Origin of the sequence: Mycobacterium sp. 852013-51886_SCH5428379, assembly GCF_001665575.1 — a bacterium.
Taxonomy (GTDB): Bacteria; Actinomycetota; Actinomycetes; order Mycobacteriales; family Mycobacteriaceae; genus Mycobacterium.
Window position 1 is genome coordinate 45,042 of sequence record NZ_LZSU01000008.1, and the last position, 14,220, is coordinate 59,261.

Here is a 14,220-nt window from a genome sequence, read left to right on the forward strand (position 1 = left end):
AGAGCGGTGGCGGAGGGATTTGAACCCCCGGACGGTGTTAGCCGTCTCTCGCTTTCAAGGCGAGTGCATTAGGCCGCTCTGCCACGCCACCGCGCAACAGCGTACGGGCTTCAGGCCCGGGCGGCTCTGGCGGGCGTGTCGGCGCTTCGCAGCCCGACGCTGATGCGCCGGCAGTTCTCCCCCATCGCCGAGATCTGCGGACGTGACAGCCGGCCCAGGAAGTGCGCACGCACCGCGTCACCGTAGGTGATCATCGCTGCCCGCACCTGCGCGCGGCCCTCCTCGGTGATCGACGCCAGCACCCCGCGTCCGTCCTCCGGACTGGCGCCGCGACGCACGAGACCGGCCGTCTCCAGGCGCCGGATCTGCCGGGTCACCCTGCTGGGCAACGACATCAGCACCTCGGCCAGATCCCCCATCCGCACCGAGGCCGTCGGCGACTTGTCCAGGACGTCCAGCAGCCGTACGTCGTTGAGCGTCAGCTGATGCTCCTCGACGAGCGACTTGTTGAGTGTCGCGTGCAACCGCAGTGCGGCGTCCAAAAAGTTTTGCCACGAGCGTTGTTCTGCAATGTCGAGCCCCGGCATATCGCTTGCCGTGCGCCCCCCGATCATCCCCTCCATCGGATCATCGTAAAACACCGATCCGAGCCCGGGAAGGACGAGGCGCAGCGGGTCCGGGCGAGTAGGGTAGCCAGGATGCGCGCCATCGTGGCGGCCGAATCCGGCCGCCTGACCTGGTCCGACGTCCCGGAAACGCCTCTGCGGGAGGGCGAGGTGACCATCGAGGTGACTGCCGCGGGCATGAACCGCGCGGACCTGATGCAAGCCGCGGGCAAGTATCCGCCGCCGAAGGGCGCCAGCGAGATCATCGGCCTCGAGGTGTCCGGCCGGATCGCCGCGGTCGCCGACGGGGTGACGCAGTGGTCGGTCGGCCAGCCGGTGTGCGCTTTGCTGGCCGGCGGCGGCTACGCGGAGTACGTCAACGTGCCGGCCGAACAGGTCATGCCGGTGCCCGAAGGGGTCGATCTCGACCATGCGGCGGCTTTGCCCGAGGCGGCCTGCACGGTGTGGTCGAACATCGTGATGACCGCCGGGCTGCAGCCCGGCGAGTTGCTGCTCGTGCACGGCGGGGGCAGCGGTATCGGAACCCACGCCATCCAGGTGGCCGGCGCCATGGGCTGTCGCGTCGCCGTCACCGCCGGGTCCCGCCACAAGCTGGACCTCTGCCGCGAACTGGGGGCCGATCCCGCGATCAACTACCGCGACGAGGATTTCGTCGAGCGGCTGCGCGCCGAGAGCGACGGCGCCGGAGCCGACGTCATCCTCGACATCATGGGGGCGGCCTACCTTGACCGCAACGTCGACGCCCTGGCGCTCGACGGCAGGCTCGTCATCATCGCCGCGCAGGGCGGGGCCAAGGCCGAACTGAACATCGGCAAGCTGTTGGGCAAGCGCGCCGGGGTGATCGCCACGACGCTGCGCGGCCGTCCTGTCACCGGGCCGAACAGCAAGGCCGAGATCGTCGCCGAGGTGGTGCGCCACGTGTGGCCGATGGTCGCCGACGGCCGGGTGCGCCCGATCATCGGCGCGGAGTATCCGATCGCCGAGGCGCAGGCCGCCCACGAGATGCTCGACTCCGGCGAGGTCTCCGGCAAGGTGCTGCTGCGGGTACGCGACTGACGCGTCCGCCTATCGCCTACCCCAGTGAGGCGAGCGCGCGCACCAGCTGATCCACCTCGGCGGTGGTGCTGTAGTGCGCCAACCCGACCGTCACCGCACCACCGATGTCGCTGACGCCGATGACGTCGAGCACCCGCGAACTCGCGTCGGCGATCGCCAGCACGCCGTTGTCGGCGAGGCGGCGCACCACGGTCTCCGCGGGCACGTCGCGCACGGCGAAGCTGAGCACGGGGATCCGCACCTCGGGCTCGCCGATCAGCATCACTCGCGGCAGCGAGCGCAGCGACATCACCAGGTAGTCGAACAGGCGGCCCAGATAGGCCGTCGCCGACTGCATCGACCACGCCAGTCGTTCGCGTCGGGTCCCGGAGGCGGATTCGTCGAGCCCGGCGAGGTACTCGATGCTGGCCACCACGCCTGCGAGCATGCCGAACTGGTGGACGCCCACCTCGAGTCGAGCCGGGCCGGTGGCGAACGGGTCGAGCGAGACCGAACCGAGGGTGTCGATCGTTGCCGGATCGCGGAAGACCAGCGCACCGATCGGCGGCCCGCCCCAGGCGACGGCGTTGACGGCGACGACGTCGGCGTCCACCTCGTTCATGTCGAAGAGCCGGTACGGCGCCGCGGCCGAATGGTCGACGACCACCAGACCGCCGACCTCGTGCACCAGCTTGGCGACCACGCTCAGGTCGGTGACGGTGCCCAGCGTCGAGGAGGCCGACGCGATCGCGACCAGCCGGGTCGGGCCGGTGATCAGACCCTCCCACTGCCAGGTCGGCAGCTCACCGGTCTCGATGTCGACCTCGGCCCACTTGATCTTGGCGCCGAACCGGTTGGCTGCCCGCAGCCACGGTGCGATGTTGGCCTCGTCGTCCAGTCGGGTGACGACCACCTCGTAGCCCAGTCCGACCCGGGCCGATGCGGCGTCGGCCAGCGAGGCCAGCAGCAGCGCACGGTCCGCCCCGAGCACCACCCCGGCCGGATCGGCGTTGACCAGGTCAGCGACGGCCTGGCGGGCGGCGGTGAGCACCGCCGCGCTGCGGCGCGACGACGGATGGGGTCCGCCGGTCGTGGCCATGGATCCGCGGAACGCCGTGGACACCGTCGTTGCGACCGAATCGGGCAGCAACATGCCGTTCTGTGCGTCGAAGTGAACCCACCCGTCGCCCAGCGTCGGGTGCAGCCCACGCACCCGGGCGACGTCGTATGCCATTCCAGCCACCTTAGATCGTTCGGTTTTCACAGGAAGCGACACGAATCTGGCGGGCGCCCGACCGTGCATCCTTCGTTGATGCTGAACCCTGATCCGGGCACCTGGCCAGCCATACTAGTCGAGCGCGCGACAGCTGCCGTGGGCCGTTCGCTGGGGCAGAGGAGACTAGTGTCGCATTCGAACCGGCACGGTACGGCCCTACCGGTAAGACAGCCACAAGAGGGAATGCTGACTCAATGACGCTGAACAACGACGACGACAACATCGAGATCATCGGTGGCGACGACATCGAAACCGACGACCGTGCCGCAGCGGGAGGCGAGGGCAAATCCCTGACCGACCTGGTCGAACAGCCCGCCAAGGTCATGCGGATCGGCACCATGATCAAACAGTTGCTCGAAGAGGTGCGGGCCGCACCGCTGGACGAGGCCAGCCGCAACAAGCTGCGCGACATCCACCGCACCAGCATCCGCGAACTCGAAGAGGGTCTGGCCCCGGAACTGCGCGACGAACTCGAGCGGCTGACGTTGCCGTTCACCGAGGACGGCACCCCGTCGGACGCCGAATTGCGCATCGCACAGGCCCAGCTCGTCGGCTGGCTGGAGGGCCTGTTCCACGGCATCCAGACCGCGCTGTTCGCCCAGCAGATGGCTGCCCGCGCGCAGCTCGAGCAGATGCGCCAGGGGGCGTTGCCACCCGGTCTGGGGGCACCGGGTCAGCGCGGCGGTCCGTCGCACCCCGGCACGGGTCAGTACCTGTAGGGCTGCTGTGTCGGAACCGCACATCGAGACCCGCGACGCGTGGGTCGAATTCCCGATCTTCGATGCGAAGACGCGCTCGCTGAAGAAGGCGTTCCTCGGCAAGGCCGGCGGCGCCATCGGGCGGAACGACTCCAACGTCGTCGTCATCGAGGCGTTGCGCGACATCACGCTGTCGCTGTCCCTGGGCGACCGGGTCGGGCTGGTCGGACACAACGGTGCGGGTAAGTCGACGCTGTTGCGGCTGCTCTCCGGGATCTACGAACCCACCCGTGGTTCGGCGACGGTCACCGGACGGGTGGCGCCGGTGTTCGACCTCGGCGTCGGCATGGATCCGGAGATCTCCGGATTCGAGAACATCATCATCCGCGGGCTGTTCCTCGGGCAGACGCGCAAGCAGATGCTGGCAAAGGTCGACGAGATCGCGGAGTTCACCGAACTCGGCGAGTACCTGTCCATGCCGCTGCGCACGTACTCGACCGGTATGCGGGTGCGGTTGGCGATGGGTGTGGTCACGAGCATCGACCCGGAGATCCTGCTGCTCGACGAGGGCATCGGCGCCGTCGACGCGGAATTTCTGAAGAAGGCGCAGACGCGGCTGCAGAAGCTCGTCGAACGGTCCGGGATCCTGGTGTTCGCCAGCCACTCCAACGAGTTCCTCGCCCGGCTGTGCAAGACCGCGATGTGGATCGACCACGGCACCATCCGGATGGCCGGCGGTATCGAGGAGGTCGTGCGGGCCTACGAGGGCGAGGACGCCGCGCGGCATGTGCGCGAGGTACTGGACGAGCACCGGGCCGACTGGCCGGCCACTGCGGGTGCCGATGACTGACACGGTCATCGCGGTCGTCGTCACCCATCGTCGTCCCGACTCGCTGGCGCAGTCCCTGTCGGCGATCTGCAGCCAGACCCGCCCGCCCGACAAGCTGATCGTGGTGGACAACGACTGCGATTTCGCGGTGCGCGATCTGGTGGCCGGGCAGCCGGTACCCAACACCTATCTCGGTTCGCACCGCAACCTCGGTGGCGCAGGCGGTTTCGCGCTCGGAATGTTGCACGCACTGGCAGAGGGGGCCGACTGGATCTGGCTGGCCGATGACGACGGCAGGCCGTTGGACTCCACGGTGCTGCAGACGCTGCTGAACTGCGCGTCGCGGCACGGCCTGGCGGAGGTGTCACCGATGGTGTGCGACATCGCCGACCCGACGCGGCTGGCGTTTCCGCTGCGCCGCGGATTGGTGTGGCGGCGGCGCGCCTCCGAGTTGGGGTCGGGTGATCTGCTGCCCGGGATCGCGTCGCTGTTCAACGGCGCTCTGTTCCGGGCGTCCACCGTGGACGCCGTGGGCGTACCCGATCTGCGGTTGTTCGTCCGCGGCGACGAGGTGGAATTGCACCGGCGTTTGGTGCGCTCGGGTCTGCCGTTCGGGACGTGTCTGGACGCGACCTACGTCCACCCCTGTGGCACAGATGAATTCAAGCCGATCCTGGGTGGGCGGATGCACACGCAGTATCCCGACGACGACACCAAACGGTTCTTCACCTACCGCAACCGTGGATATCTGCTGTCCCAGCCCGGTTTGCGGAAACTGCTTCCGCAGGAATGGGTGCGATTCGGCTGGTACTTCCTGGTGTCGCGGCGCGATCCGGCCGGGCTGCGGGAGTGGATCCGGTTGCGGAGGCTGGGCCGGCGAGAGAGGTTTTCGCGATGACGATCGTTGACGCGGCGGCGCAGTCGAAGACGATGGCGCGGGCGTGGGGCGACCTGCGCTCCGGGTTCGGTAAACGGGAACTCTGGCTGCACCTGGGCTGGCAGGACATCAAACAGCGCTACCGCCGTTCGGTGCTCGGCCCGTTCTGGATCACCATCGCCACCGGCGCCACCGCCGTCGCGATGGGTCTGCTGTATTCGAAGCTGTTCAAACTCGAACTGGCCGAACACCTTCCGTACGTGACGATGGGTCTGATCGTCTGGAACCTGATCAACGCCGCGATCATCGAAGGCGCCGACGTGTTCGTCGCCAACGAGGGCCTGATCAAACAGCTGCCGACGCCGCTGTCGGTGCATGTCTACCGGCTGGTGTGGCGGCAGATCATCCTGTTCGGCCACAACATGATCATCTTCGTGATCATCGCGATCATCTTTCCCCAGCCCTGGCACTGGACGTCGCTGGCGGTGATCCCGGCCTTCATGCTGATCGTGCTGAACTGCGTGTGGGTGTCGTTGTGCTTCGGGATCCTGGCCACCCGCTACCGCGACATCAGCCCGCTGCTGTTCTCCCTGGTGCAGCTGCTGTTCTTCATGACGCCGATCATCTGGAACGAGGCGACGCTGCAGCAGCAGGGCGCCGGGAACTACGCGACGATCGTCGAACTCAATCCGCTGCTGCACTATCTCGACATCGTGCGGGCGCCGCTGCTGGGCGCCGATCAGGAGTTGCGGCACTGGGTCGTGGTGATCACGTTGACGATCATCGGCTGGATCATGGCGGCGTTTGCGATGAAGCAGTACCGCGCGCGGGTGCCGTACTGGGTCTGACTCGAGCGGAGACCGGCGAGTTATCCCCAGCGGCGAATTGATCCACAGGCTCGCCGATCGGTGGGTGCGCAGAGACGGCGCAGGCTGGACAATCGAAGATGTGTTCGAAACACTATCCGCCCCGGCCCTCCTCGACGCGATGTGTGCCGCGCAGCGCGACGAGCGGTCGGCAACGGCGCGACGCCTGCTCGCAGTGGGCCGCTTCGCCCTGCGGCGGCTCGCCGAGCTCGGAGACGCACACGGCAACTGGTGTGTGGACGACTGGGAGGCCGTCGCCGCCGAAGTCGGAGCCGAACTGGGCATCAGCCGGCAGTGGGCGTCCTCGCAGATGCATCACGGGACGACGCTGATCGAGCGGCTGCCGAAGCTCGGCGAGGTCTTCGCCACGGGTGAGGTCGACTACCGCATCGTCGACATCGCGATCAGCCGCACCCAACTCGTCGTCGACGAGGGCGTGCTGGCACAGATCGATCGCATGCTGGCCCGGCAGGTGCGGCGGTGGAACAAACTCTCCCGGAGGAAGATCACCGAACGGGTCGACTGGATGGTGATCGAACTCGATCCGGAAGCCGTCCGGGTCGCCCGCGAGAGCGACGCCGACCGCCACATCGAAGTCACGCCAGGCCAGAACGGTACGGCCGAGGTCTACGGCACCCTCCGCGCCGCGGCCGCCGTGGCGCTCGACCAACGGCTCGATGAGCTGGCCGCGACCGTGTGCGCCGACGACCCCAGGACAAAGGGCCAACGTCGAGCCGACGCCGTCGACGTGTTGACGGCAGGCGGGACGGCAATGCCGTGCGAATGCGGTCGGGAGGACTGCCCGGCCGATCCGGCAGGCGTCGCGCGCAGCAAGGTCGTCATCCACGTGCTGGCCGATGCGGCGACGGTCGAGGGTCACGGTGCCGCGCCCGCGCTGCTCGCCGGCTACGGGACCGTTCCGGCCGAGGCGGTCCGGCGGCTGACACCAACCGCGACGGTGCGAGCACTGCATGCGCCGACGGGCGAAGACCGCTATCGGCCGTCGGCGAAGCTCGCCGACTTCGTCCGGTGCCGCGACCTGTCGTGCCGTTTCCCCGGTTGCGACGAACCCGCGGAGCGCTGCGATGTGGACCACACGGTGCCCTATCCCGCCGGCCCCACCCATCCCTCGAATCTGAAGGCGTACTGCCGGACACACCACCTGCTGAAGACGTTCTTCGCCGGTCCGGGCGGCTGGAGTGAACGCCAATCGCCCGACGGCACCGTGACGTGGACGTCGCCCACCGGGCGGCGCTACGTCACCGTGCCGGACGGCGCGCTGTTCTTCCCTCAGCTGGCGCAGCCCACCGGACATGTGCCTGCGGGATCGGCGGCGGGCGGCGGGCTGGCGATGCCCACCCGGCGGCGGACTCGAACGCAGGAGCGGGAGTACCGGATCGAGTGGGAGCGGGGCCTCAACCGGGCCCGGTACGCCGCCGATCCGCCACCGTTTTAGCTCCCGGGATTCTGCCCGGTGAACTAGCGTGATGCGGATATGAGCATCCCGCCGTATCAACCGCCGTCCTCTCCGACGCAGGGGCCCGGCAACACGCTGCTGTGCCCGAAATGCGCCGGGGTGATGAGAACCTACGAGCGCAACGGGATCCACCTCGAGCAGTGCGACTCGTGCCGCGGAATCTTCCTCGACTTCGGAGAGCTCGAATCGCTGACCCAGATGGAGAACCGCTTCATGCAGGCGGCACCACCTCCCCCACCCCCGCCGCAACACGGCTACGGATCCGGCTACGACTACGGCCCGGGCTGGGGTCACCGCGGCAACAAGCACTACCGCAAGCAGGGTTTCGGCCGGCTCTTCTTCTCGAGCTAGGACGCCATCCGCGCGCACGCCGCGCCCAGCAGGGGGTCTTCGGGATGGGCTGCGGCGGCGGCGATCACCGCCGCGCGGGCGAACAGTTCGAGCACCGGCCACGGGTCGTCCCCGACGCCGTCGAGCGCAGCGCCGCCCGCTCTCCGGTACGCGGCCAGGAACGCCGTCCAGTCGCGATCCGGGATGTGGCCCGCAGCCCACAAGCCGGCGGGCCGGGCCAGATCCCAGGCCGGGTCGCCGACGCCGAGGTCATCGACGTCGATGAGCAGCCACGGGTCCGCCGGGGAGTGCCGGCCGAGCTGGCCCAGGTGAAAGTCGCCGTGCACCAAGGTTCTCGGCCGATCCGTTGACCCCGCCCGCCATGCCCGATCGGGCAGCTCTGCCGCCGCCCGCCGCACCTCCGCGACGTCGTCGCCGACTGCGCGCATCCGTTCGACCGACCGCCGCATCCGCGCCGGCCACCCGTGGGCCACTCGCGCACGCACCGGCGCGGCATGCAGGCGCGCGAGCAGCTCACCCGCCTGCGCCCAGGGCAATCGATCCGGATCGGGCTCCACCGTCTCCAGCCGCGGCCACCTGGTCAGCCAGCGTCCATCAACCGCTTCCGGCGTGACGGCCAACGGTGCGGCCGCGATACCCCGCAGCTGCGCGGCGAGCTCGAGTCGACGACACAACTGACGCGGCGACGTCTCCTGTCGGTGCAGCTTCGACACCACGTCACCGTCGACGGTGATCGCGGCGCCGGACCGGGTGAGCACCTTGCGACGGTAAACCACCGATCAGCACGTCGAAATCGGCGTAGCGTCGCGAGCATGAAGCGCGGCATCGTCGGCGGATCGGCTGTGGTGCTACTCGCCGCGGGTTTGCTCACCACCGCCCCATCGGCCAACGCCGGATGTCTGTACGGCGGCGACGTGATCAGCAAGTGCGACGGACCCGTCCAGTTCGACGGCACCTGGCAGCGCTGCGCGGGCGTCACCAACTACATCCCCAGGGGGTTCGGTTCCTACCTGGCCCCGGTCAAGATCTGCGACATCCTGGGACCCGGCAGGCAGCCTGCTGACGGCCGGCTGGCCAACCCACCGAGCTACATACCCTGACTCAGTGCTTCGGAAGTGCCTGCGGCGCCGCGAGATTGATGCGGTTCCAGGCGTTGATCGTCACCGCCATCGCCACGGCCTGCGCGAGTTCGCGATCGGTGAAGACCGCCGCCGCGCGGGCGTAGACCTCGTCGGAGACGGGTCCGCGGGTGGCGACCTCGGTGATCGCCTCGGCCAGCGCCAGCGCCGCCTGCTCCCGCTCGGTGAACAGATCGCCGGCCTCCTCCCACGCCGCGATCAGGGCCAGCCGCCGTTCGCTCTCACCCAGCTTGCGCGCGTCCCGGGTGTGCATGTCGAGGCAGAAGGCGCAGCGGTTGATCTGCGAAGCGCGGATCTTGATCAGCTCCCCGAGCTCGGGTTCGAGATCCTTGGCCGACGCACTCGAGAGCGTCATCATCGCGTCGTAGAGCTCCGGCGCGTTCTTGAGCATCGAGATGCGGGTCTGCTTGGTGTCCAGTGTCGTTGTCATACCTTGAACGTAAGCCGCCATCGGCCCAACGGTCTGGTTCAATCAGGTCATGACTTCGTGGGCCAATTCGGGCGCGCGCGATCTACACCTCGACCTGCGCGAGGTGATCCGGCCCGGCGCCCGCGGCGTGCGTGACCTACTCCTCGACGCCCTCCGCGAGGCCGTGCGTTCCGGACGGCTCGCCCCGGGCACGGTGCTTCCCCCGTCGCGCACCCTGGCCGGCGACCTGGGTATCGCCCGCAACACCGTTGCCGACACCTACGCCGAACTCGTCGCCGAGGGCTGGCTGGCATCGCGGCAGGGCGCGGGCACCTGGGTGGTCAACACCGCCGCGCGCCAACAGCCGTCCCGCCCGCGCGGCACCCGCGTCACCCCGCGCCACAACCTCATGCCCGGATCACCGGACGTCGCCGAGTTCCCGCGCAACGCCTGGCTGGCCGCCGCCCGCCGCGCTCTGACCAATGCCCCGAACGAGGCGCTGCGGATGAGCGATCCCCGCGGCCGCCCCGAACTGCGCTCAGCGCTCGCCGACTATCTGGCCCGGGTGCGCGGCGTCCGCACCAGCGCCGAGAACATCGTCGTCTGCGCGGGCGCCCGCCACGGCGTCGAACTCCTGACCCGAGTGTTCGCCCGCACCGCCCCCGGCCGCCCGATCGCCGTGGAAGCGTACGGGCTCTTCATTTTTCGCGACGCCATCGCCGCGCTGGGCGGATCAACGGTACCGATCGGACTCGACGACCACGGCGCTGCCGTCGACGACCTGGCCGCGCTCGATGTGCCGGCCGCACTACTCACCCCGGCCCACCACAGCCCGCACGGGATGCCGCTGCACCCTGCCCGCCGCACCGCCGCCGTCGAGTGGGCGCAGCGCAGCGGCGGTTTCATCATCGACGACGACTACGACGGCGAATTCCGCTACGACCGCCAACCCGTCGGCGCTCTGCAGAGCCTGGCACCCGAACGCGTGGTCTACGTCGGCTCGGCAAGCAAGAGCCTGGCCCCGGCGCTGCGGCTGGGCTGGCTGGCGCTGCCCGACGAACTCGTCGACCCGGTCCTCGCCGCCGCCGGCGGCGAACAGTTCTACGTCGACGCCATCGCCCAGTTGACGATGGCCGAGTTCATCCGCGGCGGCCAGTACGACCGCCACATCCGCCGGATGCGGATCCGCTACCGGCGCCGGCGCGACCTGCTCGTCGATGCGCTCACCCGCTTCGACGTCGAGGTCCGCGGCCTGTCCGCCGGCCACAACCTGCTGCTGACGCTGCCCGATGGTGCGGAACCACTGGTGCTGCGCCGCGCCGGCGAGGCCGGGATCGCGTGCTCGGGGCTGGCGATCATGCGGCATCCCGCGGCCGGACCCGAGGTGCCCGCCCCGGACGGCGTCGTCATCGGCTTCGGCACCCCCGCCGAATCCGCCTTCGGCGCCGCCGTCGAGGCGCTGTGCGACGTGCTGACCGCATCCGGGCTGGCACGGTGACCGGAGGCCCGCCGTAAGCTGCCCGGGTGGCCGAGCCCCCGATGTCGCCGAATCTGTCGCTGTCGACGCAGGTGTGGCGGTTCCTGCTGACCGGCGGGCTCTCGGCGATCGTCGACTTCGGCCTCTACGTCCTGCTGCTCGAGGTCGGGCTGCACGTCAACCTCGCCAAGACGCTGAGCTTCATCGCCGGCACCACCACCGCCTATCTGATCAACCGGCGCTGGACCTTCCAGGCCCCGCCGAGCCGCGGCCGCTTCATCGCGGTGTGCGCGCTCTATGCCACCACGTACGCGGTACAGGTCGGCATCAACTACGTCTTCTACATGGCCTGGGACGACAAGCCCTGGCGGGTGCCGGTCGCGTTCGTGATCGCGCAGGGCACCGCGACGGTGATCAACTTCGTGGTGCAGCGCGCCGTGATTTTCCGGTTGAAATAGGGATCAGCGGTAACGGACGGATTCGTCGATCGCCGAACCGCCCTCCTGATCCTGCCGGTCGTAGACGTCCGCGGCCGCGCGCAGCTTGTCCCCGAGGTCGGTGAGGTCCGTGCGCAACCGCTGAGCCTGCTCTTCGAGGATGTCGACGAACTTCGCGAACCCCGGCTTACCGGCGGTCTTCCACGCCGACTCCTGGCCGGCGATGCTTCCGGCCACCGCGTCGCGACTGGTCGACGCCTCCGTGGCGACGACGTCCATCTGATCGGCCGATAGGCGCACCTGCGCGGTCTCGACGTAGACGTTCGGCCCACTCACGGGACGTCCCTGCGGCACGCGATGGTCGCCGAGATCACCGACGCCGCCTGCGAACCGAAGGTCAGCGTCCGACCGTCGTCGCTGTGGAACCGCACGTCGTGATTGCCGGTGCTGTTCTGCATCTCCGACCCGCCGGTCAGCCCGGCGTCCGCAGCCAGCCGCTGCACCGCCGGATACACCTGCGCCCACTCGGCGTCGCTGAACGGATGCTCGGAGACGAGGTTGGGGAAGTACACCGCCACGCCCTTGGCCCCGGTGCTGTCCTGGGTGCAGCCGGCGGTCGACTCCTCGCGGTTCCAGGTCCACGGGTCGGTCGCGGGCACCAACCGGACGACCTCCGCCCGTACCTGCTCGATCAGGTCGAGCATCTGCGCCCGGGTCTGGTCGACGTCGGGAAGGTCGGCGATGTCTGCCACGGGTACGTCCTCGTTCACGATCGGAGAGTCATAGTCGTCGCCGCTGCCGCCGCAGCCGGCGGTCACCAACACCATTGTCCCGGCCATCGCGGCCACCCAGGACACCAATATCCGTCTCATCGCACCAACCTGTCCCCTCCGCCGCTGATGGGCACGTCCGCCAGACCACCGGCGATGATCGCCAGGTTGTAACCCGTCGTGCGCAGGTCGCCGTTGCTGCCCATGCGCGGATAGTCGGAATGCGTCTCGGCACCCTCGCGCGCGACGTTGTCGGCGGGCGAGGTCGCGGCGTTCGACGAAAGCTGCTCCAGCGGCAGCGTCAGCGGATTCGGCCCGAACTGACCGAGATCGCCCGCCGAGGGCAGCGGTAGGCCCTTCCAGTTCGGATCGCCGGAGATGGGGTCCTCCGGCGCCGACATCACGTAACCGTGCCCGTCCGGCAGGAACATGTCGGCCTCGTCGCGGATCGGTGCGGCCACTTCGTAAGGCACGCCGTGCACGCCGATCTTGGTGTCCATCTCGTTGGTATGGCCCAGCCCCGGCGAGCCGTAGAACGCGGCGTCGTCCACGACCCCGACCTCCCCGACCTCGACCAGCGCCTGGGCTGTGGTCAACGAACCGTATGAATGGCCGAACGCCGACAGGTGCACATCCGATCCGTGCTCGTTGGTGGCGTTGATGCCGCGGTAGAACTCCGCCAGATCGGGTGCCGCCTCGTTCGCCCGATCCTCGAAGCCGGCTTCCACCACCGAGATGTCCTTCTGCGGCGGCTCATAGCCGAGCCAGGCGATCGTCGCCACCTCCTCGTCGCCGCGGCCCGCCCGGTCGAGCTGGTTGCCGGTCTCGTCCCGCAGCGCCGTGGCCTCGTTGACCATGTCCGGCAGGCTGGTCGGGGTGGTGCCCACCCCCGGCGTGCTGACGGCGACGTGCTCGGCGGTGTCGGGGTTGCCGACGGCGATCGCCGCTTTCGGCTGTCTGTCCTCGGGGAACTCCAGCATCATCAGGTACTTGTTCGGGTCGTACCCCTTGGCGGCGTCGCCGTTGTTGGACAGTGCCTGCTGCATCGCCTTGGCGTTGTCGAGGCGACCCTGCCGCTCACTGACCATCCGGTTGTACTCGTTCTCCTTGAGATACGAGCCGGGTCCGAAGCCGCCGTGATCGCGGAGATACTCCTGCAGCGTCGGAATCGCGTCCACGTCGCGCTGCGCGGCGGCGAGTTCCCGATCGAGTGCAGCCTTGTTCACCTCGCTGCGCGCCGGCACCGGAACACCGTCGCGGTTGCCGATCCAGTCCGGGTGCTCGGCGATGACCTTGCGCTGTTCCTCCTCGGAGAGGGCGTTCCACCACGCCGTCACGTCCCGGGGTGTGGTGCCCTCACCCTCCGGCGGATACGGCGCCGAGAGACCCGACTGGTCGCGGCCCACCTCCTGGGCCGACGGGACGTCCTTGGCCTCCCGCGCTGTGATGTCGCCGTTCTGCACGTGTCCGAACACCTCGGCGCAGTCGGCGTCGACGTCCTCGGCCTGGTGGATCAGCGCCTGGGCGCGGGCCTCGAGGCTCTCGGCGATCGGTTTGAGTTCCTCGCGGATGTCGGGCGGTCCGCTGACGGTGACGTCGCCGTTGTCGGCCAGATGCAGAAAGCCGCCCTGGGCGGCGACGTCGGCGCGGATCGCGGCCAGTTCGGTCTGCAACTTCGTCACCGCGGCGCCGGTCTCCTCGGCCAGCTGCGCGACGGCCCCGATCACCGCGGCGTCGTCGAGCACCCGGCCCCTGGTCTCGCCGATCTTGCCGCGCGCGGCGTCGGCGGCCGGAGAATCCCAACCGGGCAACCGGGAGATCAGGTCCAGATCGGCGGCGACGCCCTCGATGGTCTTCAGCTCGTCACCGAGCTCGAACGCGATGGACTGCAGCGCGCCGACATTCCACGAGTCGATATCACTGAGCTGCATTCACGCCCCCGGCCTGCATCGG

At 69.1% G+C, this 14,220-nt stretch carries 17 protein-coding genes and 1 tRNA gene; 10 read left to right on the forward strand and 8 right to left on the reverse strand.

All coding sequences use genetic code 11. From position 1 onward, the window contains the following. Positions 1-4 precede the first annotated feature (4 nt). Together A5757_RS01980 and A5757_RS01985 are read right to left on the reverse strand one after the other, a co-directional pair. Positions 5-91, reverse strand: a tRNA-Ser gene (locus A5757_RS01980). A 19-nt stretch (positions 92-110) separates the two neighbouring features. Beyond that, positions 111-623: a MarR family winged helix-turn-helix transcriptional regulator gene (locus tag A5757_RS01985; protein ID WP_066828284.1), complete on the reverse strand. Its 513-nt coding sequence runs from the start codon at positions 621-623 to the stop codon at positions 111-113. A gap of 75 nt (positions 624-698) precedes the next feature. On the opposite strand from A5757_RS01985, the gene A5757_RS01990 reads away from it, so the two are divergent. Then, positions 699-1,682 carry an NAD(P)H-quinone oxidoreductase gene (locus A5757_RS01990; RefSeq protein WP_066828285.1) on the forward strand — a complete coding sequence of 328 codons (984 nt, stop codon included), beginning with the start codon at positions 699-701 and terminating at the stop codon, positions 1,680-1,682. Positions 1,683-1,698: 16 nt separating this feature from the next. Here A5757_RS01990 and A5757_RS01995 read toward each other — a convergent pair whose 3' ends face one another. After that, positions 1,699-2,895: a cysteine desulfurase-like protein gene (locus tag A5757_RS01995; RefSeq protein WP_066828286.1), complete on the reverse strand. Its 1,197-nt coding sequence runs from the start codon at positions 2,893-2,895 to the stop codon at positions 1,699-1,701. A 236-nt stretch (positions 2,896-3,131) separates the two neighbouring features. Between A5757_RS01995 and A5757_RS02000 the strand changes: the two genes are divergently transcribed. The 6 genes from A5757_RS02000 (at position 3,132) to A5757_RS02025 (ending at position 8,035) form a co-directional block, all read left to right on the forward strand. Beyond that, positions 3,132-3,656: a bacterial proteasome activator family protein gene (locus A5757_RS02000; RefSeq protein ID WP_066828287.1), complete on the forward strand. Its 525-nt coding sequence runs from the start codon at positions 3,132-3,134 to the stop codon at positions 3,654-3,656. A gap of 7 nt (positions 3,657-3,663) precedes the next feature. Next, the gene (locus A5757_RS02005) at positions 3,664-4,485 is read left to right on the forward strand and encodes an ABC transporter ATP-binding protein (protein ID WP_066828288.1); all 822 of its coding nucleotides are present in this window, start codon (positions 3,664-3,666) and stop codon (positions 4,483-4,485) included. Then, on the forward strand, positions 4,478-5,362 hold the full coding sequence (locus tag A5757_RS02010) for a glycosyltransferase (RefSeq protein WP_066828289.1): 885 nt from the start codon (positions 4,478-4,480) through the stop codon (positions 5,360-5,362). The genes A5757_RS02005 and A5757_RS02010 overlap by 8 nt, the downstream gene beginning before the upstream one ends. Beyond that, a complete protein-coding gene (locus A5757_RS02015; protein WP_066828290.1) occupies positions 5,359-6,189 on the forward strand; it encodes an ABC transporter permease in 831 nt (276 codons plus the stop codon). Before A5757_RS02010 ends, A5757_RS02015 begins: the two co-directional genes overlap by 4 nt. 100 nt (positions 6,190-6,289) lie before the next feature. After that, entirely contained in the window at positions 6,290-7,663 is a 1,374-nt protein-coding gene (locus tag A5757_RS02020; protein ID WP_066828291.1) for an HNH endonuclease signature motif containing protein, read from the forward strand. 39 nt (positions 7,664-7,702) lie between these two features. Next, positions 7,703-8,035, forward strand: coding sequence for a zf-TFIIB domain-containing protein (locus A5757_RS02025; RefSeq protein WP_066828292.1), 333 nt, complete (start codon positions 7,703-7,705; stop codon positions 8,033-8,035). Here the strand turns inward: A5757_RS02025 and A5757_RS02030 are convergent. Then, positions 8,032-8,793 carry a phosphotransferase family protein gene (locus tag A5757_RS02030; protein WP_066828293.1) on the reverse strand — a complete coding sequence of 254 codons (762 nt, stop codon included), beginning with the start codon at positions 8,791-8,793 and terminating at the stop codon, positions 8,032-8,034. The genes A5757_RS02025 and A5757_RS02030 overlap by 4 nt on opposite strands. Before the next feature lie 54 nt (positions 8,794-8,847). On the opposite strand from A5757_RS02030, the gene A5757_RS02035 reads away from it, so the two are divergent. Next, complete coding sequence (locus A5757_RS02035; protein WP_066828294.1) at positions 8,848-9,135, forward strand: hypothetical protein; 288 nt, start codon at positions 8,848-8,850, stop codon at positions 9,133-9,135. A gap of 1 nt (position 9,136) precedes the next feature. Here the strand turns inward: A5757_RS02035 and A5757_RS02040 are convergent, their stop codons facing one another. Next, positions 9,137-9,604 (reverse strand): carboxymuconolactone decarboxylase family protein, encoded by a 468-nt coding sequence (locus tag A5757_RS02040; RefSeq protein ID WP_066828295.1) that lies wholly within the window; start codon positions 9,602-9,604, stop codon positions 9,137-9,139. A 49-nt stretch (positions 9,605-9,653) separates the two neighbouring features. On the opposite strand from A5757_RS02040, the gene A5757_RS02045 reads away from it, so the two are divergent. Together A5757_RS02045 and A5757_RS02050 are read left to right on the forward strand one after the other, a co-directional pair. Next, complete coding sequence (locus A5757_RS02045) at positions 9,654-11,081, forward strand: PLP-dependent aminotransferase family protein (protein WP_066828296.1); 1,428 nt, start codon at positions 9,654-9,656, stop codon at positions 11,079-11,081. A 41-nt stretch (positions 11,082-11,122) separates the two neighbouring features. After that, entirely contained in the window at positions 11,123-11,518 is a 396-nt protein-coding gene (locus A5757_RS02050; RefSeq protein WP_066828334.1) for a GtrA family protein, read from the forward strand. A gap of 3 nt (positions 11,519-11,521) precedes the next feature. Here A5757_RS02050 and A5757_RS02055 read toward each other — a convergent pair whose 3' ends face one another. Genes A5757_RS02055 through A5757_RS02065 form a run of 3 tightly spaced genes read right to left on the reverse strand, consistent with a single transcriptional unit; the run spans position 11,522 to position 14,198 of the window. Next, the gene (locus tag A5757_RS02055; protein WP_066828297.1) at positions 11,522-11,833 is read right to left on the reverse strand and encodes an ESX-1 secretion-associated protein; all 312 of its coding nucleotides are present in this window, start codon (positions 11,831-11,833) and stop codon (positions 11,522-11,524) included. After that, positions 11,830-12,369, reverse strand: coding sequence for an LppA family lipoprotein (locus A5757_RS02060; protein WP_082929267.1), 540 nt, complete (start codon positions 12,367-12,369; stop codon positions 11,830-11,832). Before A5757_RS02060 ends, A5757_RS02055 begins: the two co-directional genes overlap by 4 nt. Then, entirely contained in the window at positions 12,366-14,198 is a 1,833-nt protein-coding gene (locus A5757_RS02065; protein WP_066828298.1) for an alpha/beta hydrolase, read from the reverse strand. Before A5757_RS02065 ends, A5757_RS02060 begins: the two co-directional genes overlap by 4 nt. Positions 14,199-14,220 lie beyond the last annotated feature (22 nt).